At 32.3% G+C, this 21,492-nt stretch carries 15 protein-coding genes and 1 riboswitch; all 15 genes read right to left on the reverse strand.

Annotated elements, in window-relative coordinates:
• Nucleotides 1-753 precede the first annotated feature (753 nt).
• Nucleotides 754-1,164 (reverse strand): DUF6557 family protein, encoded by a 411-nt coding sequence (locus AACZ92_RS03895; protein WP_339697338.1) that lies wholly within the window; start codon nt 1,162-1,164, stop codon nt 754-756.
• A 34-nt stretch (nt 1,165-1,198) separates the two neighbouring features.
• On the reverse strand, nt 1,199-2,035 hold the full coding sequence (locus AACZ92_RS03900; protein WP_339697340.1) for a hypothetical protein: 837 nt from the start codon (nt 2,033-2,035) through the stop codon (nt 1,199-1,201).
• Between the two features lie 143 nt (nt 2,036-2,178).
• A riboswitch (SAM-I-IV-variant riboswitch) is annotated at nt 2,179-2,276 on the reverse strand.
• A 36-nt stretch (nt 2,277-2,312) separates the two neighbouring features.
• Nucleotides 2,313-3,311: a hypothetical protein gene (locus AACZ92_RS03905; RefSeq protein ID WP_339697342.1), complete on the reverse strand. Its 999-nt coding sequence runs from the start codon at nt 3,309-3,311 to the stop codon at nt 2,313-2,315.
• A gap of 210 nt (nt 3,312-3,521) precedes the next feature.
• A complete protein-coding gene (locus AACZ92_RS03910) occupies nt 3,522-6,575 on the reverse strand; it encodes a type I restriction endonuclease (protein ID WP_339697344.1) in 3,054 nt (1,017 codons plus the stop codon).
• Between the two features lie 37 nt (nt 6,576-6,612).
• Entirely contained in the window at nt 6,613-8,463 is a 1,851-nt protein-coding gene (locus tag AACZ92_RS03915) for a DUF262 domain-containing protein (RefSeq protein WP_339697346.1), read from the reverse strand.
• A gap of 17 nt (nt 8,464-8,480) precedes the next feature.
• Nucleotides 8,481-9,671 (reverse strand): DUF3883 domain-containing protein, encoded by a 1,191-nt coding sequence (locus AACZ92_RS03920; RefSeq protein WP_339697348.1) that lies wholly within the window; start codon nt 9,669-9,671, stop codon nt 8,481-8,483.
• Nucleotides 9,672-9,691: 20 nt separating this feature from the next.
• Nucleotides 9,692-10,360: a hypothetical protein gene (locus AACZ92_RS03925; RefSeq protein ID WP_339697350.1), complete on the reverse strand. Its 669-nt coding sequence runs from the start codon at nt 10,358-10,360 to the stop codon at nt 9,692-9,694.
• Nucleotides 10,361-10,377: 17 nt separating this feature from the next.
• A complete protein-coding gene (locus AACZ92_RS03930; protein WP_339697352.1) occupies nt 10,378-11,748 on the reverse strand; it encodes an endonuclease NucS domain-containing protein in 1,371 nt (456 codons plus the stop codon).
• Between the two features lie 79 nt (nt 11,749-11,827).
• A complete protein-coding gene (locus AACZ92_RS03935; protein WP_339697354.1) occupies nt 11,828-12,901 on the reverse strand; it encodes a DUF4917 family protein in 1,074 nt (357 codons plus the stop codon).
• A 2-nt stretch (nt 12,902-12,903) separates the two neighbouring features.
• Nucleotides 12,904-14,226 carry a restriction endonuclease subunit S gene (locus tag AACZ92_RS03940; protein ID WP_339697356.1) on the reverse strand — a complete coding sequence of 441 codons (1,323 nt, stop codon included), beginning with the start codon at nt 14,224-14,226 and terminating at the stop codon, nt 12,904-12,906.
• On the reverse strand, nt 14,226-16,595 hold the full coding sequence (locus tag AACZ92_RS03945; RefSeq protein WP_339697358.1) for a class I SAM-dependent DNA methyltransferase: 2,370 nt from the start codon (nt 16,593-16,595) through the stop codon (nt 14,226-14,228). The genes AACZ92_RS03940 and AACZ92_RS03945 overlap by 1 nt, the downstream gene beginning before the upstream one ends.
• A 451-nt stretch (nt 16,596-17,046) precedes the next feature.
• A complete protein-coding gene (locus AACZ92_RS03950; protein WP_339697360.1) occupies nt 17,047-17,763 on the reverse strand; it encodes a glycosyltransferase family 2 protein in 717 nt (238 codons plus the stop codon).
• Nucleotides 17,764-17,774: 11 nt separating this feature from the next.
• Nucleotides 17,775-18,512, reverse strand: a complete 738-nt coding sequence (locus AACZ92_RS03955; protein WP_339697362.1) for a glycosyltransferase family 2 protein — start codon at nt 18,510-18,512, stop codon at nt 17,775-17,777.
• A gap of 9 nt (nt 18,513-18,521) precedes the next feature.
• Complete coding sequence (locus AACZ92_RS03960; RefSeq protein ID WP_339697364.1) at nt 18,522-19,874, reverse strand: hypothetical protein; 1,353 nt, start codon at nt 19,872-19,874, stop codon at nt 18,522-18,524.
• Complete coding sequence (locus AACZ92_RS03965; protein WP_339697366.1) at nt 19,852-21,333, reverse strand: hypothetical protein; 1,482 nt, start codon at nt 21,331-21,333, stop codon at nt 19,852-19,854. Before AACZ92_RS03965 ends, AACZ92_RS03960 begins: the two co-directional genes overlap by 23 nt.
• Nucleotides 21,334-21,492: the final 159 nt, after the last annotated feature.

Here is a 21,492-nt window from a genome sequence, read left to right on the forward strand (position 1 = left end):
TTATATTAACAACTCTTAATAGTGGTTTGCTTAAAAGATAACTCAATAAAAAATTTGAAATAGTTTTTTTAAATTAACTATGATGACATTCATTAACATCTCAAAATACTGAACTGAAATCTATTTTAGAAACCATTGAATTTTATTGGGAACTTTTTTAGGGCAATTCAATAGGTAAATCAAATAAGTTACGTGATTTAATTTTAGGAGTGAGTGAGGAAGTTGAGCAATACCAAATTGAAATAAATGAAGGTCGAAAAAAAACCAGAACTTTTGTGAATTCACAGAAGTTCTGGTTTTTTACTTTTTAAACAATAGTAAAAAATAAAATTTGAAAAGATAAAATAATAGTCTAATAGTATTATTTATGTTAACTCTGTTCGATTTTACAATTCTCGAGAAAAACTTTTTCTGGAAAAATGTAAAAAAGTTATCATGAAATATTGAATTACAGATCCTTATAGTAAGGAATCTTTAAAACACCAGAAAAAAATTGAAAATGATGATTTTTTAGTTTTTATGGTAGTTTTTGAGCTTTTTAATAGAAAATAAAGTAAGAAATACTTCTCGTTTGAAGAATTTAAACTAACACTTTTACCTTAAATGAGTTTTACATTCATGTTTTCTTAATGAGCTGAAATTAATTATTTTCTTAATAACTAATATTTTTATCCTATTCAATTTAGATTTAATATACGGAAATCTCTATCATAGTTTTTCTTTCGTTATGATTAAATCACGCTTTTATCTATTTTACAGTCTACTGCCTATTTTCTGGATATCTTCTTCAGAAAAGCCAAAGTAGCTCATTTCATAGATGCAATGGACAATAACTTCCTGTTCTGTAAAATTAGTTAATGTTTCATCATTAATATCCATCCCCAGCCAAATCCGCCAAGGGGTCAACTCGATACCTTGTGGATATTTTTCGTCCTCATTTCTCGGATTATTATACTTTGCAGAAACATCAATATATTCTTCATTATCATCTTTTTCTATGGAAAGTACTATTGACATATCAGTATCTTCGGGTTGCATCATTACCAAATTTTCAAAAACTACTTTATATCCTTCTAGATTTTTAATAGCCTCGGGATAAATTTCTGAAAATTTAGAGTAAATATTAGACCAAGTATTATTCTGTATAAGTTTTTTAAACTTCATTGAGACTACTAAATTTTTAATGTTATGATTATAATCAAGTAAGGTTTTTCAAGTAAGCTATCACCGCTTTCCAATCTGCAAAATCTTTATCTCCTTTTGGGCCAAAATGAATATGTTTCCCCAGAAATTTTCCAGCTCCATTTGCAGTGCGATCATCTATAAGGAAATCGCCGTGAACTAAATGTTTATTATGCGAAAGAATCAACCTTTTATATGCTTCATCGGGTAAGTATTTCTTCACCCAAAGTAATTTATCTTGCCAAGCGGAAGGGTTATCCCAAGGAGCTGTAGATAATATATAAGTGTCAAAATTTTTACACAACCACTTATAGCCCTCAATGGCACCATCATAGGGCTCCATTAAAAAGAAAATTCCAGGGACTTCATCTAAATCGCCTTCATATTTTAGCTTATCTTCTTCTGAAATTTTATCGATGCCCGATTTAAAGTTTACCAACACATTGTCCATATCTACAAATACGGTTTGTTTGGTCTTATTTTTTTTATGTTCCAAAAGCTCTTTATAGTTTTTTGTATGACGCACTACTTCTTCACAGAATAGATCAGAAGAATTATCTGTGCTATACCCATCTTCACTTAATAGACTTACGCTAAATGCTTCTCTTTTTTTATTAACTCGATCTATATACTCTTGATTCATAGGATTAATCCCTCTAGATCTATCTTTAGAATCTGCTCCTGAGTCTCCCATAAAATCCCATTCTTCGGCAAATAAAGCAAGTTGTATTGCTTTAACTTGCGTAGTAAAATCTGAAGGTGTTCTTTGAACTTTTCGAAGTTGTTCGACTTCATAATCCATTAAAAAGCCTTGATAGTCATTTAAAATTTTTCCGATTGTCAATGCTGTCATAAATACATTTTTAAATTTAATTAATAACTGCGTCATGCACTAGTTCAGAGAAATGTTCCTGTCGGAAACTTCTAAACTTTATGTACATTTTTTCTGTGATTTTTAAAGTAAAATCACAGAAACCGATAAATATTATAAAATTGAATAAATCATGCTTTTCCTATAAGTAGGCTCATTGTATAAGCACCTTCGCCTGATTGAGCAGGTTGCTATCACTTTATCGTGATTCTAAATGGTATTGCTAAGATACGGTTATTTTATAAATATTTTCCTAAAACTAGCTTTCTTTACCATACATTTCAAGAATGTCTATATGCTTGTTATGCAGTTTTAAGTGATTTTCTAAAGAGTACTCAATATTACCCGTTGCTGATTCTTCAAAATGTTCGGGAAGAGGCTTATACTTTTCCATCAGTTCATTGTATAAATTATCAAGCTTAGAAAAATAATCCATTACATACTCATAGCCAGTTAAATCAACTGTAACATTAATATTATCTGATATATAGGCTATACAAGGATTGGCATTCCATATTTCAGAGTTGGTAAAGTTTATAGAACCATACTGGTCTTTCTGGTGTTCAAAAAACCAAATGAGTTTCTCTCTTTCAGAATTCGCAACTTGGAATGCTATTAGAGCCTCAGCAGCTTGATCATTTATTGATTTAATATTGATTATAGAATTGATGTCAAAAATTAAGTTGTTTGCTTTGTCATATAACTTATAATCGAAGCATTCGAAGACGCCTAATTTGCCTAAGAAATTTTTTATAAAGCTATAATCATCATACCAGTCGGCAAAATCATCTAGCTTAATTGGATCTTGCATCTCTTTTATATCATTTGCCATTGAATAGTATTGCTTTTCAACCAAAATATAGTCATTAGATGGTTTAAAAGTAACTTTCTCATCATGACAAAAAGTAAAATTAAGGCAGTTTGTCTTTTCTAAATCTGTGAAATTAGTGAGTTTGTTGCAAACGTATATATCATCTACGACAGTATCATTTTTACTTTCAATAAACAAATCTAAATAGTGACCAGATTCTGAAAAAAATGTCATTCCTTCACAGCCTTTATTACAAGATCCGCATATACCAAAGAACACATCGTCAAATGAATGACAACCATCTTCTTTTGCAATTTTAAACTTCTTTGCTAGTTTTTGCAGAAATAAAGATTTTGAAACATCCATATAAGGTTTATCATCATCGAGTAGTTTGTTGAGTGCTTCGATATCGAAGTTTTTTATGGAGTATATGATCTTATCCCGCATTATTAGAAACGATTATTATTTAATTAGTGGTTTGATTTTCATAGAAAAGAAAATTAATTACTTCAAAACACTAAATGCTTTCCAACCCCATTTTTCTTTAGATTTATTAAAAGATAAAACTGCTTTAATTTCCAATTTTTTATCATTCAATATGCTATTTTCCTGAATCAGATTTGGTGGTACAATATTAAAGAATACTATTATTCAAAATCAACTCCGTTCCACACTCGCCATTCGTTTCATTGTATCAAAAAATGCTTGATAGAAGGTCTGATCTTTGGCATATAAGCGATACAAATCTAATTCTTGTTTACGTTGTTTAGACATCACATCGTCTAGAATTTTTCGGAAAGCGAGATCTTTGTTTTGCTCATCGCTATTTTCGGCAACTTTTGTTTGAAAATCAGGATGGGCTTGAATGGACTTGCTAAGGCTTATAAACTTAATACGTTGATCATCTGGTGTTGCATCCCACCCTTGGAACCAACGTTCGTTAAATGACTGTATAATCAATTCTAAAGGATCTTTTTCTTCATCACTACCGTAGGCACCGCGTGGAGATGGATTTTGAGGGTCCAAGTCGGAATCCGAATCGTCCAACCCGATAGTGTGGTTCAGCTTTATGCGCTCCAAGCCATAGGTTGATAAATCAACAGAGTTCAACAACTCATCCATACCATCTATAACAGAATCTTTGATGGGCAGTTTAGGGATTAGAAATTTTAGAAACCAAAATAGCTTTTCCCATGTAACTATTTCGAAAGGGAGAATGGAGGCCATTTGCCCATAAATTTTCACAAACTGTTTGGCTTTAATTTTAAAATCGGCTTTGTCCTCATCTTCTAATTGCAATTCAGATACAAATCGTTCTGCTGCCGTATCGATTATAGGACTTAACAGTTGCGCATCTGCTTTTTGGAAAAATAGCGTGTTGAAGTTTTCTACTTCTTCCCATTCATATACACCAACCTCATCTAAGACATTTTTTAGTTCATGAAGTACATTTACATCAGTAGCTTCGCTTAGGGACGTAGCGGTGTAAAAAGGATCAAAAGACTTTTTAATATCATCGGTGGAGTTAAAAAAGTCAAGAATAAATAGATCTTCGGTTTTCTTACCTAATTTATCCGCAGATCTATTTAAACGAGATAGCGCTTGTACCGCCATGACACCCTGTAATTTTTTATCCACATACATGGCGCAGAGTTTAGGTTGGTCAAAGCCAGTAAGGTATTTATTAGCAACCACCAATATTCTATAATCGTCCTCATCAAATTTATCTCGAGTATCCTTTTCACCAAAACCGTTCATACCTCCTTCGGTGTAATCTATACCGGAAACAGTTTTGGTTCCAGAAAAAGCAATGGCTATTTTAAATGGATTGCCTTTGTCTTCCAATATTCGTGTTAAGGATTTATAATATTTAATAGCAGATTCTATGCTTTGGGTAAGTACCATTGCCTTTGCCTTCCCTTTAAGTCTTTTTTGATTAACGATATGCGGAATAAAATGATCTAGAATTATTTCGGCCTTGGTCTGTATGGTTTGTTCATGTTGTTCCACAAACGCACGTAATTTTTTTTGTGCTTTTGCCGTATCGAATAATGGGTTTTCTTCAATAGATTTTTCTATTTCATAATAGCTTTTTAATGTAGTATAATTGGCAACTACATCTAAAATAAAACCTTCCTCTATTGCTTGCTTCATAGAGTACAAATGGAAGGGTGCAAAGCTGCCATCTTCTTGGCGGTTTCCAAATTTTTCTAAGGTAATCGCTTTTGGGGTTGCCGTAAATGCCATATAAGACGCATTGCCACGCATTTTTCGTGACTGCATTGCCATAACAATTTTATCTTGGGCGTCTGTCTCTTCCTCTTCATTTATTTCATGACCCATTGCTTGGTTCATTTTGTCGTGAGTTGTTCCACTCTGGCTACTATGAGCTTCGTCTATAATCACGGCAAAGCGTTTATCACTTAAATCTGAAATACCATCAATGATAAATGGAAACTTCTGAATAGTGGTAATGATTATTTTTTTGCCTTGTTCTAGGCTGTCCCTTAGTTCTTTTGAAGAATAGGCTGGAGCGACGATATTTTTTACTTCGGAAAATTCCTTGATGTTCTCTCGTAATTGCTTATCTAATAAGCGTCTATCAGTAACCACTATCACAGTATCAAACAGCGGATGGTCTGTACCTCTATTTCCTGCTACGCTCTCATTTTCAGGATACGTATCTATTAATTGGTAGGCAGCCCAAGTAATTGAATTAGATTTTCCTGAACCTGCGGAATGTTGTATTAAATACGTCTCCCCAACTCCATTTTTAGCGGCGTGGTCTATAATGTTACGCACCACATCCATTTGATGGTAACGCGGGAAAAACAGGGTACGCGAATTTAAGTTATCTTTTTTGCTCCCGTCTAGCCTAACAAAATGCTGAATGATATTTGCCAAACTATTTCTAGTAAAAACCTCTTCCCACAAATAAGCAGTTTTATGGCCAAAAGGATTAGGTTGGTTTCCCTTTCCATGATTATTACCTTTATTAAAAGGTAGAAAAAAAGTATCCCTGCCATTTAACTTGGTCGTCATATAAGCTTCGTCAGTATCTACAACAAAATGAACAATACATCGTGCAAATTGTAAAAGAGGTTGATGATTATCTCGTTGAGTTTTGTATTGATGTTGACCGTGAACCCGAGCGTTTTGTCCTGTCCAATGATTTTTTAACTCCATAGTGACCAAGGGCAAACCATTTACAAACAACACCATATCAATTTCTTCACGTGGATTATCTGCCGAATATGGAACTTGCCGAGTAACACTAAATATATTTTGTTCAAAGTTTTCCTTAACAGCTTTACTGCTGCTCGCTAATGGTAAAACATAGAATAAAGTAAAATGCGCATCGTCCACGCTCAGTCCTTTTTTTAGTAAGTGTATAATACCATACTTTTTGATCATCCTATCCAACCGATTTAGAATTTTTAATTTCCAATCGCTTTGTCGTTGTAGTTTTTCGAGCTCCTCTTTTTGGGTGTTTTTCAGAAAATCCCAAAAGAATTGTTCATCAATTGCAAATTGTGAATTGAAGTGCTGTGTTTGACCTATATAATACCCATTGCCTGCTCGGTAAAATTCTTCAGATTCATTTACACCATCAACACTAAGCTCTTCTGCTTTGATTGCTTCAAGGCTTGTTCCGGTTAATTGTTTTTCTATGGCGGCTTCTAGGGCTTGTTCGTTAGTTTGGCTATGCATTGTAAAAATTTTAATTAAAAAAGAATCGTTAAAACAATTAATCTTGACACGGCTGAAAAAACTCTGTAGACCAAATATCTTCACATAATTGCTCAACAACATTTGCCCTTTGTTTTATATTACTTAATTTTAAATTAGTATGAGGCTCAAAATTAATTTCTTTTAAATCGCTATTCTTAAAGTTTGGATTTTTAATGTAAAAGTCTGGATGCAAAGTTTGAGTGTACGTATTTTCTTTTAAATAATGTGGTAATTTATCTTCATAAACATCACTGCTAAATGATTGGTTTGTACCATTTGGAAGCAAAACTAATGCACCAATATTATTTCTTACATCATCGAAATCACGTTCTTGCTCAAACTCATCCCTATGTTCATCAAAATGGTCACTCCAAAGATGTTCAATCTCATATTTTTTACCACTTGGTTTAAAGTAAGTGATATAGGTTGAACTTTTGCCTACTTTATTATCAACATAGGCAGTAATACGAGAGAGTAAATGCTTTACAAATTTTCTATTTTGTTGATGTAATCTAAATTTTTCAACTCCCGAAAAGGTATATTCAATTGCATCAGCTTCTCTTTTCAATTCTTCTTTTAAAGCTGGCAAGTCAAGATTCCGTATATTCTTAATGATATTGAAAAATGTGTATTGTATAGATGAAGAGCCAAATTTTTTGAAATTAACGGCTCTTTTCACGGTAAAGGTTTCAATAAACCGTGCTACTAATTCTACTTTTTCGATTATTACATCTTTCTCATCCGAAGATAAAAGTGGAGCTAACAACATTGCATCTTGAATTGAAGCAGCAATTCCCCAATTATTAATGTAATACAAGCTCGGGCACTTTGAATCGTAATTAGCCATCTTTTCCCAAATAAAATCGAATGCTTTTACAGCAAAGTCAAGTTCATTCTTAAAAAAACCATAAAATTGTTCAGCCTTGGTCAACCCCACTTTCTCATCGTGATTATCTTTAAACCAATCATGAAAGCGTGTTCCAATTTGCTCATAATCCTCATTTTCTGAATCTGCTTTCCTAGCTCTCACTGAAATGGCAAACTTTGCTCTAAACCAAGCTTTAAAGAAATCTAAATCTGCCGTATCGTCTCGGTCGTGTAAAGTTTTTATATGTTCTTTCCAAAGATCATTGATTTCATTTCGTTTCTTTCTATTTGAAATTCTTGAGAGAACATATCCTTTTAACATTTCGGTTGAGGTCAAATTCATTCCTCTATCGTTCATTGTCTCAAAAATAGTATATGCATTTTCATCAGAGTATGCAGTTATTTTAACCAAAATCACATTGCCGATAAACCAATCAATAAAATAAGGCAAAGCTTTGCCTGTCAATTCCTCTGGAAAAACATCGTGTATATCATAATAGCGATCAACTATATTTTGCACAGTCTCATCATCCTCAACCTCGTTTAATTTATAAGATCCAGTGTCATAAAGTCCCTTTAATACATCTTGTCGATCTTCATCTGTCATATTAAATGACTTCTCACCGTATTTTTCTGAAAACACTAGGTTAGAGATACTCACCTTGTTTTCACTTTCTCTTTGTAGGTGATTTAAATAGATTAAGAACAGTGTTATAGATGTAATACGCTGTTGACCATCTATTATTGAGTTTTTACCGTCAGCAACGCTAAAAACTACTGGACCTAAATAATAACTTTGATAATTTGCAACGGCAGATCGAGCATCAGTAGATTTATAAGACTTTAAAAAGGCTGCTGTAAGATCTTCTATTATAGCTACCATGTGCTTTTCTTGCCAGCGGTATTCCCGTTGAAAATAATCTATGAAGAATTTTTGGTCTTTAAGTAAGTCGTTTATACTCTTGTCTGAAGCTTGTATATTGTTTTGGTGGTTGGTCATTTTAAGTTTTAATAATATTAATTATTCTTTTTTAATTTTATAAAATAATTCACGGGCTGTTTACATAATGGTTTCAAACTTCCATTCAAAATCTTTACTTTCCCATACCCTGTTTTTGTATTAAAATCATAAACTCGATATAATTTATAGTTTTCTGAATTTTTAATACTCCATTCTAGCTCGTTTCGTGTAATATAAAATGGAGTTTTAAAACCTCCCGTTGTGGCCTTTACCTCTATATAAACCGTATTACCATTTTTATCTACAGATTTTATATCATATCCTTTTCCATCTCCTTCTTCAATTGAAGTATGGATCACTTTCTTATTAAAACCTGAGATTTTAGATTTTTCTTTCTCTAGGTCATAAATAAAAAGTTCAGCAGCATTTCCTATTTCTGAATTTCGCTTTTCCCGTGCTGCATAGTCGACTTGTCTGCCATTGAATGAAGTATTTCCCATTTCGGTAATAAACTGTGAAATTTCAAACTCTTCTATCTCAATTTCTTGCTTATGCGATGTATCTTCCTGTATATTATCAATTTTTATATGATTTACACAGGCATAAATAAAATCTTGCGTCAATAAATGATAAGCTGGATCTTGATAAGTATCATCATTGAGTCGTTGATGATGAAGTAGAAGTAACTCATTATCTTTGAGAAGTATCGGTTTTATTTCACGACACAGGTTATAAAATTTTGTAATATTTGAGAAAGCACCTGTTTTAGGTCGATGTGGAAATTCAAAATTTATAGCAGCTCTATTAAACATACCATATTTATATAAAAAATAATCTTCCGGATATCTCAAGGTTAAGTATACTGTAAATGCACGGTGGTCTTGATAATGACTCTTTGCATCGGTCATGCCTACTCTTATATCTTCCATCGTTTGCTGAAAATAAGTAAACCGATTCTCTAAAGGTGAATTAATGTCAAAAGCATATCGAAACGCATCACGAACTTTTTCTGGTTCACGACGTACAAATTGTATAACCATTGCGGCTGGAAAATAATTTCCCGATACTAGTAAGTTAGATGTATGTCCTATACTTTCTTCAAGCATTGAAGGAAAATCTTCAGCCTCAATATCCCAATGATCTTGAAAGTGTTTTACGGCCTTCCATTTGTATAATTCTTCTTTACTAATACTATCGAATTGTTGTTTATAAGCTTGTATGTATCTTTCTATTATTTTATATTTCATAGATAGCTTTTAATGTAAATTTATATTTCCTTTAACTTCAAATTAACTACTTCTAAATCCTCTTTTTTACACCTAACCAAACGCTTATTTCTTGTATGTTGAAAATTAGAATAATCTAGAACAATAAGCTTAATACTATGTTTCGGCAGTTCGGTTTTTCTTAATTGGTCATACTTTTTACGTTGTTCACCTCTTGTTATACCTGTTGAAGTTATTCGTTTATCAAAAAAATTAACTTGTTCTGTATGCTGACGTTCATAATATTCAATAACAAGATTTAAACTTGGGTAATAAACATCCACTGGTAATTTCACTCCCGTATCGCCTCTTAGAAATTCAAAACGGTATTGGCGTAAACCTTTTACTTTCAAGACTTCATCACATAAACCTATAATGTATGCTTCGTCACTTTGTTTTTTAATAACCGTTTTTAATTGTGTTGTTTCTGAACCAACAGTCTTTAGGGCTTTTCTTTTTGGTTCGAAGTTTTTAACACCAATAGTTACTACAGTCCTAAAATCTTGTACCGTATAGCCACCTCCCAAAGCAAAATCTGATGCATAAAACCCAAAACCTCTTATTTTAGCTCTAATGTTTTTTTGTTGGGTAGCATCTGCCAATAGTTTTTTGGTTATTAACTGCTCTATGGCTTTTGCTTCCACTTTAGAAAATTGATCTTTACCCTTCATATTTTAAAATTTTCACATCACCCTAATTTTTTAAAATCAAAGTGATAGGTAAAAAGTTCTATGTTTTCTTTTTGTTTTATGAGTGCAGTTAATTCGGGATTGGGTTGATGTAAGCATGTAATACCTCGTATAGTTTTGTTAATTTCGGTGGCTAACCCTTCCATATAACTTTCCAATTGAGTAACCACCTCTACCCCGGCTAAATTGCGCTTTAATTCTACTAAATAAAGCGTATCAGTTGCCTTGTCAATTAACAAGAGATCCAATATACCGTTAACCGCCTTAATGTAATATTGTCGACCATATATTGTTTCGTCTTGATAAATTTCTAACTTTTTTCCAAATACTTCGTAGCCATATTTTATTTGCTCCACAATCATATCTTCCAAGTTTTTTTCGCGGGCTACTAATTGTGTTTTGGTAAATTCTTGGATATTAAATGGTTTTTTTACTGGTATTATATTTCGTAAAATCGTGTTGGCAGTTTTATGTCGCTTTAGTCGTTCTTTAAAATTTTGAAGTTGTTGTATATACCCTGTATGGTTTGGATTAAATTCCAATACAGATTCTAATAAAGTAACAGCCTTTTTATAAGCAGTCGTTTTTTCTAAGGTAAAAAGAAAGTTATTTAAAAATATTTCAAATTGATTTTCAATCGTATTTTCAAGAGATTTTTCTGAAAGTATATAGTAGGTATCTTCCAAATTAATAGCACATAATGCTTCATCAAATTTTTGTAGAGCTTTATCATATTCTTTATTTGCATTGTACAAATAGCCCAATTCAATTGCTACCTCCCATTTAAAAAATAACAAGGAAGGGTTTTTGTCTATTTCGGGTATTTTAGAGGTTGCTATAAATTCTTTCAAGCCTTTATTAAATTCTAGAAAGCTTTTTATGGCATTTGGATAATTTTCAAGTTGAATGTAGCTGAAACCAATAAAGTAAGCGGCTATATAATGCTCTATTTGTCCAAAAAATAGTAGAGCCAAATCTGGTGTTTCACTATCTAACGCCGTGACCCCCTTATATAAATACTCAGCATTAGTACCACTCGCCTCTTTAAGTATTTTTGTGTTAATATAAGTAGCTGTTTCAGGAGTTAAAACTTCATATAAACGACAATCTAGTATCAACCAAAATTCTGGAATACTGTTTAGGTTATCACTAAAATTGGTAGCGAGGTGATCGTAGAACGACACTGGTAAACCTTCTAATGCTTTTCTAGCTTGGTCTATGTCTACAAGAAGATCTTCTACATACGTATGCTCAAAAGCAGAAATTAGCTGAGATAGTTTTTTATCAGTAAACGTTTCTTTTACACCTACAGCAGCCTTATAAAAAGCAGCTAAACTATCGCTATTGATTAATTTTCTATTTTTATTCATTTATAATCCTCTTAATTTGGTTTTATCCTTTTACTATAAGCAAAACACCTATTAATTATTCTAGTATAATCACTTTCAATTAAGCCCAAATATTAGCAGTTCCTGCGTTATAGACATTTACTTTACATTGAAACTTATGTTCTATACTTTTTATGTGTTCTAGTCCGCCTTTTGAATATACTCCAATATAAACACTAAATAATTTGTCCCCAGACTGAGCTCCCCTTTTTGCAGCCTTATTTATCGCATCAATAATATGTTCATCGTATTCTCCAAAACCAAAACCAAATGTGATGAGCGATCCCGTTATTTTACATAAATTTTCATAACAGAAATTTAAATAGCGATTATGATAAATATGTTTAAGTTTTTCTTTTCCATCACCAGCAGTTACAAAGATTGGGTAGTCTTTATTATCCATTCGCTCTTTGATGTTTGTAAGTAAATATTTGCGCTCCCGGTACACTTCTTTTTCAATTTCCGTCCCAGTATCGAAAATGGGTAATGTACCATGTACGTGAAATACACTTTGTTCATCCTTGTACTTACCCCAATATAATTCATCAAACTCAGGCTCTTCTCCTTTGCGAGTTTCTGAAGGGTTTAATAATTCTTTGCCAAAGCCATCAATCGCTGTTTTTGATTCATTACGCATAAGCACCCAGTACAACAGTAAATCGTAATTTGTTGAAAATACTTTTTCACCATTGTCTAAATATGCATTCAAAAACGTGAAACAAGATTCACTTTTATCTTCAGACATTTCAAAAACATGCTCTGGATGCAAAGAGCTAACTGCGTCTATTAAGCTTTTTTGAAGTAATGCATTTGCATCTATCAGTTGTGAAACCAATTTTTCATTTCCTCCTAGTGCTTTTGCAATTTCAATAAAGTTATCAAGTTGCCGCATGATTTGCTCGAAGTTTTTGGTATTGATTACCCCAAACAACTTTGATAATACCGGATCTTTCAATTCTTCTATAAAGTTGTACAGTGCATTATAAGAAAATATTCCTGAGTCATAAGCCATGCTAAAACCATTTCCTAATAATAAATGTTTCTGACGTTTCTTATTCTTTAAATCCTTAATTACATCTTCGTAAGACCTTAATTGATTAAATTCTAAATTTTCGATTACACTTTTCTTAGCCATAATTAACACACCTTTATCTTACCCGTTACCACACTATTAATCAAACTCCCCTTATACTCTTTCAACTTCTCAATCTCTTGCTCCTTTATGCTAATAGCCGTTTCTATTTTTTGTGAAGCGGTTTCTATATAAAAAGAAATTTGTTTTTGTTCTGAAAGTGGAGGAACGAGGAACTTGGCTTTTCTCATATCAGAAGTTCCTAAACCTACCCTTGTAATACCATTAGACTCTATTTCAAATTGAACATTAAAGGCTTTGCACTGCAAAGCTCTAAACAAGTATTGTCCATATATATCCTTATTTGGTTTAATAACTGACAAATGATAACCACAAACTACATTAGTAAGTTCTTCAACGATATAAGTTGGAACAGCTATATCACTTGCCGTTTCCGAATCCTTTGTGATAACAATATCTCCCTTGAACAACCGGAATTTTTTTATTTGGTCTTCCGTTGCAGTAGCAATCATTAAGTCCATGTCATCAGTGATATAGTCATTTTTATATACATCGGTATAGTTACATAAGCGAACTTCCTTTTCAGTTGGCTTACTATGTTTATCAACATTACTTGGAAAGCTATCTGAAATATATCTTAAAGCCTTCACCTCCCAATGCTCAGGAATCTCACCAATCCACTCCACACCAGAATCTTTTAAGGTCACATTATCATCTAACCCACGGGTCACTGCTTTGTGTATGAGTATTTGTTTGCGTTCTTTTAGCAAGTCTATTTGTTGCTCTTTTATGCCAATAGCGGCATCTATTTTGGTGGTTTTATCGTCTAAAAATTGGGCTATTTTGGTTTGTTCTAGTAGGGGGGGATAAACAAATTCTGAATTAGCAATATGGTTAAAACTTAATGTTTGTCTTACACCTGCTCCAAGAGTTTTCATAAAAGCAACATCGAAAATATGCAAGAGCCACTTAAAATAACTTTTGTCTATTTTGATAATATTTTGAATAACAATATAACCTGAACTTACAACTACATCTTTATCAGATAATGCTATCCTTAAACTTATAAGGTCATAATTTAAATTTAAAGGATTAATTAAGAACTCTCCTGTTGACAATACTTGATAAGAACTTTTTGTAGATTCTGGAACTTTGTCATCATCTTTATAAACTACCTTACCAAAACTTATAGAACCACAATTTAATTCAACATTTGTTGTCTTTTTCTTTTCATGAAAAATATGTTTAAATCGTTTTAACTTCCAATGGGCTGGAATATCTTCTAACCAACTTATACCAGATTTTTTATAATTCTCGTAGCTTCGATTCCGCTCAGCTACCTTATCTTTATTTTCTGTTTCTACCATTATGCTAAGTGTAATATTTCTGCAATTAAACCTTCGCTTTCCTTTTCCAATGCTAGAATATCTTTTGTAACCTCTTCGATATCGCGTAAAGGCGTATGCTTGTAAAAATATTTGTTAAAGCTAATCTCATACCCTATTTTAGTATTGTCCAGATTTATCCAAGCTTCGTCAACATGAGGTTTTACTTCTTTTAAAAAGTAGTCATGAATGCTTTCTTTTAGAGGTACATTTTCGGTATCGCGGAGGTCTGTTTCTGTTTCGTAGATGATATACTCTCCTTTTTTATCGCTTGGGTAATAACCAAAATCTACTAAACCTTCTTCGCTGCATCCTAAATGAATCAAGAGCTTTTGCAGTTTATCCCCTTTCAGCTTTTGTTTTTTCTTTATTACCTTTTCGGCATCGGCATCATACCAACTTACGGCTTTGAAAATGGCTTTTTTATCAGCTGCCGAGGCGTCTAAATTTTCAGTTTTGATAATTTGGTCTACTTCCTTTTCAAACGCATTAAAATCTGAAAATACAGTATCGCCAAAATGCACTTGTAACTTCTTGGCGAGGGTAACGTAATGACTGTGTTTCTTCCAAGTGGCTTTTTTGGTAAGTTTCTTTTTATTGGCAGCCGATAGATTTAAGTCGTTTTGCTCGCACCATTCGAGGATATCTTCAGCATGTTTATTTAAATTATCATATATGCCTTCACCATAAGTTTTATAAGCATACTGCATCGGTTCTTCTAAGTATTTGTAATAGCGTAAGCTTTCAATACGCTCATCAGTAAACTGTGCTTTTAAACGCTCTGGCCGTTCAATGGTAACTTTATAGTATCCAAAATCCTCATTATCGAAAATCTTAGATTCAATTTTATTGGTTGTTGAGGTTTTAGAGTCCTCTTCATTGCTTTCTAGGGGTTTCATGTCGGTATAAACCTCCAATATTTTAGCTATATGTTCCGGAGCAAATTCACAGTTTTTGTTACCTAGATTCTTTCGCAATTTTCTATATAACTCGCCAGCATCAATAAGCTGTACCTTTCCTTTTCGATTTGGTGCTTTATTATTGCTTAAAATCCAAACATAGGTGGTAATTCCTGTATTATAAAACAAGTTGTTTGGCATTTGGACAATGGCTTCCAACCAATCATTTTCAATAATATAACGACGGATATTACTTTCTCCCCCACCAGCATCACCTGTAAACAAACTACTACCATTATGTACGGAGGCTATTCTACTTCCGCTAGTACTTTGGGCTAAGGATTTCATCTTGCTTACCATTTCCATCAAGAAAAGTAACTGTCCATCAGAAGAACGCGGCGTCGCATCTTCCTCTTCTTCGTCCCCCCAATAATCTGATAGCATTACCTTGAATCTCGGATCAATAACATCGCTCCCATCCTTGATATATTTTTTTTCACTGCTCCAAGATTTTCCATACGGTGGATTGGAAAGCATAAAATCGAATGTAGTGCCTGCAAATTCATCTGTAGACAAGGTAGAACCCACGCGAATATTTTCGGGGTTGTTGCCCTTAATCATCATATCACTTTTGCATATGGCATAGGTTTCGTCGTTGATTTCCTTCCCGAAGAGATAGACATCACCCAAAGCCTTGATAACACCTTCTTGGTTCTTGATGAAGTTCTGAGCTTCTGTGAGCATTCCCCCACTTCCGCAAGCAGGATCATAAATAGTCATTACTGGCGGTAAGTCCTCTTTTATAGGATCGAAAATAATGTGTGTCATTAAATCAATTACCTCACGTGGTGTAAAGTGCTCTCCAGCTTCTTCGTTATTCTCTTCGTTGAATTTTCTAATTAATTCTTCAAAAACATACCCCATTCCCAAATTGGATAGCGCAGGTAATTTTCGTCCATCGGGATCTTCTTTCTCAAAAGGTGTTAAATTAATATCTGGCGAAGTGAATTTTTCCAATACATCTAATAACACATCTTTGGTGGCCATATGACGCACTTGACTGCGCAATTTAAACTTATCGATAATCTCTTTTACATTAGCGCTAAACCCATTGAGATAGTCTTCAAAATTGGTAAGTAAAATTTGCTGACTATTTGTGGCCGTATTATGCAGTAATTGCAAAGTCCATTTGCTTGTATTATAAAAAACATATCCCGACGCATCTCGAAGTCCATTTTCGTCCCATTCGGTGAACTTAGCCTCATCACGTTGAAAAGCGAGTTCTTCTAGTACGGCATCTTTAGTAGGCTCCAAAAGTGCATCCAACCTTCGAAGCACTACCATAGGTAAAATTACATCGCGGTATTTTCCACGCACATATACATCCCTAAGGCAGTCGTCTGCAATTGACCAGATAAAAGAAACTAATTTATTATGAGAAGCTGTATTCATTATTATTTAATTCTATTTAATTATTGTTTTTAATGGAAGTCAAGTTACCTTTTTTTAGATACTTTCTCCTTTTCAGATGCAAATGAAAAATATATATTTTAGAACATGGAAAATCAATATTAAGATCGTATTAATCAAAATAAAAAATAATTTTAAAATATTACTTTATAGTATATTTATATTAATTCCGTTCGTTTTTAGAAAATCCCAATAAAACATTTTCTGGAAATTTATAAAAATTTTAGCGTGAAATGTTAAATTATAGCTACTTACAAAGTATTTAAAAAATACGACACTTAAAATTCAAAAAATGTCCAGATTTTCCAATTTTGGTCGAAATTGAGTTTATCATCCTACTTTTTTGGTCCTATTTTTTTGATTATAGTCTTATTTTATATTCGATCCGATTAATGAGTAATGTATTTTTATCAAACAAAATTGTTGCAATATTTTAAAGTTTTAATAATCCGTATTTAATTACGCAGTAGATTGCACGAACTCCATCTTTCCAATTAATTTTTTTCCCCTCCGCATATGTCCTTCCATAATAAGAAATACCTACTTCATAAATTCTGACATTAGGTACTCTAGAAATTTTTGCAGTTACTTCTGGCTCAAAACCAAATCTTTCTTCTTTTAAATTTATATTTTGTAATAATAATGTATCAAATATTTTATAGCATGATTCCATATCTGACAAATTTAAATTTGTAAAAATATTTGACATGAAAGTAAGAACTTTGTTCCCGATTGAGTGCCAAAAAAATAAAATTCTATGTGGATTACTTCCTTTAAATCTAGAGCCATAAACTACGTCTGCAACTCCTTTTATAATGGGATTTAATAATATATTATACTCTTCTGGATCATACTCCAGGTCGGCATCCTGAATTATTGAATACTCCCCAATGGCTAACCTAATACCACTATGTATAGCAGCACCCTTACCTTTGTTAACCTCATGCGATATTAGTCGAATATTTAGATTCTGGTTATTGTCAATATAACTTTTAAGAGTATTGTTAGTGTTATCTGAGGATCCGTCATCAATAATAATAATATCTTTTGTTATATTACAAAGAAGCTTTACTCTCTTTATTTTATCTAACAATAAGATAATTGTTTTTTCTTCATTATATACAGGTATTATTATAGATAATGTTTTCATTTATATAATTTTTAAAATCTTTTTGATTTAATGATTTTCCATTTATGCAAACGATACTCAAACGATACTAACATACAACCAATACCATATACTATACTCCTCTTTAAATTGATAGAAGAAGCTTCTTTAAAGTATTTTGTTGGACAAGTTATCTCTCCAATTTCATATCCATCCATGAATATTTGTGCCAACATTTGATTATCAAAAACAAAATCATTTGAGTTAATGTCGAAATTGATTTTCTTCAATACTTCAATTGAAAAAGCCCTATATCCGGAATGATATTCTGATAGCTTTTGATTAATGATTAAGTTTTGAGAAAAAGTCAAGAATCTATTAAAAAAATATTTATATAGAGGCATCCCTCCCTTTAATGCTCCTTTGCCCAAAATTCTTGAACCTAATACTACCGGATAAATATCATTAGCAATAATATATGACATTGAATGGATTAACTTAGGTGTATACTGGTAATCTGGGTGTAGCATAATAACTATGTCTGCATTGAGTTCAATTGCTTTATGGTAACATGTTTTTTGATTCGCACCATAACCTAAATTGCTATTATGTCTGAAAACGTTTTTCAACCCATACGATTCAGCTACCTCAATTGTTTTATCTGAACTATAATCATCTACAAGAATAATATCATCTACAATATCAAATGGTACTTCGTTTAAAGTATTTACTAAAGTTTTTTCAGCATTATATGCAGGTAATACAACGACTATTTTTTTATTATTTATCATAAAATGTAATTAAGGTATAGGCCATAATGGCCCATGCAAATGATTTAATGAAGTATTAACATATATGGAAATGCTAACTACTAAAACTAAACCATAAATTATGTTTACAGCAATAATTACAGCTCCTATTCTTTTAACAAATGATTTATTTTTCATTAGACTTCCTAATGTTAAGATTAATAGGATTATACCAGAAAGCATAAACATGGATTTCATACTTGAAAAATATGGATACCTTAATGTTTGCAGGAAGGGTACTATCATAAATAAAAATGCTAACAATATAGGGGTTAATTTAGTGGTAGCCGAATGCCAATTAATTTTTAAATCTAATTTTTTATTACTCTTAACCCATGAGGCTATAACAATTGTAAAAAAAGTAAACCAAATTAAACCTATTGAGTATGCTATAAACCCCAGGTAGTAAAACCAAGAGGTTTTGGGACTAATGAACCTCCATTCATAATCATAAAATGTTCTGGCAAATAATTCTGTGAAAAAAGAAGCTGAGGTACTTTGAGAGATAAAAGGATCTTGAAACAAATTAAAAATACGAAAAGTAAAAAACTCAACTTTTTTAAGTGACCCAGGATACTGATTATCCGCATAATTAAAATAATCTTGATTACTTACTAAGAGATGACCAGTCTGATTGTACTTCCATATTTCCTCTAACAAGGAACATAAAACTCCCAATAATATAATAGGGATTGCCCAGTAGAGCATTTTTCGGTAAACTTTTTTAATCAATAATAAAAATATCACTGCAGGAAATAAATTTAGTAATAAACCGTGCTGTTTTGTAAGGCTACCTAAAATAGCAGCTAGAACTAATGCAATGAACCACTGCCATACTATATTTCCTTTTTTTAAGGCATTTAATGATTTTAAAAACAAATAAAAAGCGAGTACAGAAAAGAACACCAACATATAATCATTTCCAATCATAGCTGCGGTGAATATATCCCTGGGAAGCACAGCAATAAAAGAAAGGACTATAGCATTTACGATTTTTTGCATTTTGAATAAAAGCAAAATTTGGGACGCTATAATGAGTAAAAGGATTGAAAGCAATGGATTAATTGCCTGAACCATTTTCCATGAAGTTATTTGACTTGCTCCTAATATTTTTGATATGCTAAAAACAGTAGCTCCAGTATAGTAATACAAAGGGGGCTGATAACACTCCCAACACTGAAAAGGAGCTGGACGATCAAAATCTTGTGTATAAATATCTATGACCTCTAAATGGTCATCATATGCATTGTTAGGTGGACTTACCCAAAAGACTGTTAACCTCAGAACACTCCCAAGGATAATTAATCCAATAACTAAGTATTTATATGATTTTTCTTTTGACATATTTAATTAACTTAAAAGCACCTATGATTCCAGAAAACAGTAACAAAACAGAAAAAACTCTACTAAATACTGATATTTTCCAATGGAAAACTCGAGCCCACCAAAAATTAATTGAGTTTTTTTCTATAGAGGAATTTATCACTTCCTCATTGGAAGCTGTTCTAATCTCTTTTTTCCAAGGTGAGTTAGGTTGATAATTATTCAATCGATCAAAGTTTTTAGGCAAAATAATTGCTAATTGTTTTGCCTGTACAAAATGTGGCTCCTTATTTATACCTGAAAGATATTTCATATCAGAAAGGCCATTATAAGTTATAAAGTCTTTTAATACATCTCTTTTATAATTAACTGAAATTAACTCTACCTGCAAAATGAGCGCAATAATCATTGCAATGAAAACCCATTTTTTTGGCTTTAAATATATGATTGGCAAATAAAGAAAAGGAATGATAGGTAGAATATAACGAGGACCATATGACCATATACTACCATGCCAAGCAAAATTCATAGAAAAAGCACCAAGATAAGCTGCAATAATCAAAAAAACAGAAAATGACATAATTCTATGCTTTTTCCAAAATGTTTTCACCCCAAACAAAGCAATCAATATAGTTGTAGAGAAGAAAACAAGTCCTTTTCCTGGAGAAAATAAAAATCCTAATATAGCAATTGGGATTCTAGATATTGACCAAAAATCAAATTTATCCCCATTTGCTAAAGACCATGCTAGTGAGTAACCAGATTCTAATGGATTCCCGAATCTGTAGTAATTGTAATACAAAACAAAACCAACACCAATTGTAAGACTTAATAAAAGCTTGACCCTTGATTTATTATCTTTTTGAAGCAGCAAAATAGCTGGAACTGCCAAAATTGTTGTAGTTCTGAAAAACAATCCTAACGCTAACATCAAACCCGATAGTAGTCCTTTATTTTTAGTATTATTTCTAAGAGCATAAAATACACTCATTAAAATAAAGAACATCTCAAAGTGATGTTCATATGTACTTTGTGCAAAAACAAAAGAATATGATGTTAGCCCAAAAAATGCACTTAATAAATAAGCTTGCTTTTTAGAGACTCCCAAAAGTAACGCAATCTTAAATAACAGAAAAGCACAGAGGGCATGGATGAAGTAATTGATAAAAGATACGCAAAATGCTGAGAAATAATAGGCACTAACTTCATTTGAACAAAAAAGGTTGGAGATGTAATATATTGGTATAAAAACTACAGTTTGCCCAGGGTTATAAACCATATACCTCTGTCCACTCTCATTTATCGCAATATTTCCATGCATATCTTCACCTACATCCTCTGGTAGTCCAAACTCTCCATCCTCAAGTATTATCCGAGTTTGGGTTAACCGAAGATGTGTATCTGGATTTTCTATCTGACCTGATGAGAAAAGAATACTTAAAATGAATCCAAAGAGTATAAAAATATAGAACGGTCGCATATTATTTGTATAATAATACCCCTACGAAGGGGATTAATTCTAATTTTTCTTGTTGTTTTCGATTATATTTTTTTTCACGATAGGGTACCCCTAAATTCTCATCAATATAAACAACAGAAGATTCTAAGTTATTAGGAGCCTTGTCTGCTGACATTAACT

Source organism: uncultured Marixanthomonas sp., assembly GCF_963974425.1.
Lineage (GTDB): Bacteria > Bacteroidota > Bacteroidia > Flavobacteriales > Flavobacteriaceae > Marixanthomonas.

What these genes read in the sequence shown, in the direction of transcription:
- AACZ92_RS03895 (WP_339697338.1), bottom strand. Translation starts at nt 1,164, where the DNA reads ATGAAGTTTAAAAAACTTATACAGAATAATACTTGGTCTAATATTTAC.
- AACZ92_RS03900 (WP_339697340.1), bottom strand. Translation starts at nt 2,035, where the DNA reads ATGACAGCATTGACAATCGGAAAAATTTTAAATGACTATCAAGGCTTT.
- AACZ92_RS03905 (WP_339697342.1), bottom strand. Translation starts at nt 3,311, where the DNA reads ATGCGGGATAAGATCATATACTCCATAAAAAACTTCGATATCGAAGCA.
- AACZ92_RS03910 (WP_339697344.1), bottom strand. Translation starts at nt 6,575, where the DNA reads ATGCATAGCCAAACTAACGAACAAGCCCTAGAAGCCGCCATAGAAAAA.
- AACZ92_RS03915 (WP_339697346.1), bottom strand. Translation starts at nt 8,463, where the DNA reads ATGACCAACCACCAAAACAATATACAAGCTTCAGACAAGAGTATAAAC.
- AACZ92_RS03920 (WP_339697348.1), bottom strand. Translation starts at nt 9,671, where the DNA reads ATGAAATATAAAATAATAGAAAGATACATACAAGCTTATAAACAACAA.
- AACZ92_RS03925 (WP_339697350.1), bottom strand. Translation starts at nt 10,360, where the DNA reads ATGAAGGGTAAAGATCAATTTTCTAAAGTGGAAGCAAAAGCCATAGAG.
- AACZ92_RS03930 (WP_339697352.1), bottom strand. Translation starts at nt 11,748, where the DNA reads ATGAATAAAAATAGAAAATTAATCAATAGCGATAGTTTAGCTGCTTTT.
- AACZ92_RS03935 (WP_339697354.1), bottom strand. Translation starts at nt 12,901, where the DNA reads ATGGCTAAGAAAAGTGTAATCGAAAATTTAGAATTTAATCAATTAAGG.
- AACZ92_RS03940 (WP_339697356.1), bottom strand. Translation starts at nt 14,226, where the DNA reads ATGGTAGAAACAGAAAATAAAGATAAGGTAGCTGAGCGGAATCGAAGC.
- AACZ92_RS03945 (WP_339697358.1), bottom strand. Translation starts at nt 16,595, where the DNA reads ATGAATACAGCTTCTCATAATAAATTAGTTTCTTTTATCTGGTCAATT.
- AACZ92_RS03950 (WP_339697360.1), bottom strand. Translation starts at nt 17,763, where the DNA reads ATGAAAACATTATCTATAATAATACCTGTATATAATGAAGAAAAAACA.
- AACZ92_RS03955 (WP_339697362.1), bottom strand. Translation starts at nt 18,512, where the DNA reads ATGATAAATAATAAAAAAATAGTCGTTGTATTACCTGCATATAATGCT.
- AACZ92_RS03960 (WP_339697364.1), bottom strand. Translation starts at nt 19,874, where the DNA reads ATGTCAAAAGAAAAATCATATAAATACTTAGTTATTGGATTAATTATC.
- AACZ92_RS03965 (WP_339697366.1), bottom strand. Translation starts at nt 21,333, where the DNA reads ATGCGACCGTTCTATATTTTTATACTCTTTGGATTCATTTTAAGTATT.